General features: G+C 42.1%; 1 protein-coding gene and 1 pseudogene. One reads left to right on the top strand and one right to left on the bottom strand.

The window, feature by feature from the left end:
* The coding region (locus tag A3766_RS04950; protein ID WP_156508698.1) for a hypothetical protein at window positions 1-663 on the bottom strand (663 nt) is incomplete at its 3' end.
* Between the two features lie 230 nt (window positions 664-893).
* Between A3766_RS04950 and dcd the strand changes: the two are divergent.
* Window positions 894-1239: pseudogene (gene dcd / locus A3766_RS04945) on the top strand (dCTP deaminase); the annotation flags it as partial.

The following is a 1239-nucleotide window of genomic DNA, read 5'->3' as shown; positions in this document are numbered from 1 at the left end:
TCGTCCCCGGTTCAAAGCTTCAACCAAGTCAGCAATTTCATCACTGTATTCGGGGCGATTCAGCACAATGGGCTTATAGGTTTTACTTGTTAGCTGAGCCGGCTGAACGGTTTCACGGCTAATTTTGGAAAGGTGGCGCGTCACTGCATTTTTAACAATCGTACTGAAAACAAAACTAATCAAACCGATCATCAAAGTGGAACTAATAAGGATCACGATCATCTGGTCTAATACAGACTCGGTAATCAACTCATCTTTCACATCAACTTCAATCTTACCCATATTCTGGCCGTTAAAGACCAAAGGGCTCGACAAACTTACTGGCAATTCAATATCCCCGTACTGATATTCATTGCCCAAGGCTTCTACAATTCTAACACCCTGAATTGAAGGCATACGATAGACGCCTTCCAGCAAGATATGAGTGCTATCCTGATCGACGTTCCATAAGCTTCTAGCTAACTGCTGATTAACGGCTTTGATGGTATCATTCGCTTCTTCGTAAACAGAAAGCCTTCCATCTTGATATTGTTTTACCAGCAATACCGATACCGTCACCACGGTAAAAAAGATACCGAGTGATACAAAATAAAAGGTCAAGCGGTGGCCCAGTTTCTTAAACCTTAAACCATGCTTCAACTTTTCTAGTGCGGAAAGGCCCAAAACCGTGTCCTACCTCTAGGTGAATTCGAAGAATCAATCTATCTACACTTTACATACAGCGTGATACAAGCTTAGACCATATTTTCAACAAACCTAGTAAGTCTGCTCGAAAAGTTAAGCCATCGTTGTAAGTAGATACTTTGCTTATATCTTAAGCAAAGGTATTATAGCCAGCTTTACGGAAGCATTACTTTGACAGCTTCTAAACTTTTTATTTGGAACAGCGAAACATGGCAATAAAGTCTGACAAGTGGATACGTAGAATGGCACAAGAGCAAGGCATGATTGAGCCATTCGAACCAGGGCAGGTTCGAACCGGTGAAAATGGCCGAATTATCTCTTATGGAACATCCAGTTATGGCTACGATGTTCGCTGCAGCAGTGAATTCAAGATCTTCACAAACGTCCACTCAGCAACCGTAGACCCTAAACAGTTTGATGAAAACAGCTTCGTCGATATTGATAGCGATGTTTGTATCATCCCACCAAACTCCTTTGCTTTGGCTCGAACTGTTGAGTACTTCAGAATTCCTCGTAGCGTCCTCACTGTTTGTTTGGGCAAATCTACTTATGCAC

This window comes from Oleiphilus sp. HI0132 (assembly GCF_001635845.1).
The sequence above is the reverse complement of the archived record's forward strand: the minus strand, read 5'-3'. Positions and strand labels throughout refer to the sequence as shown.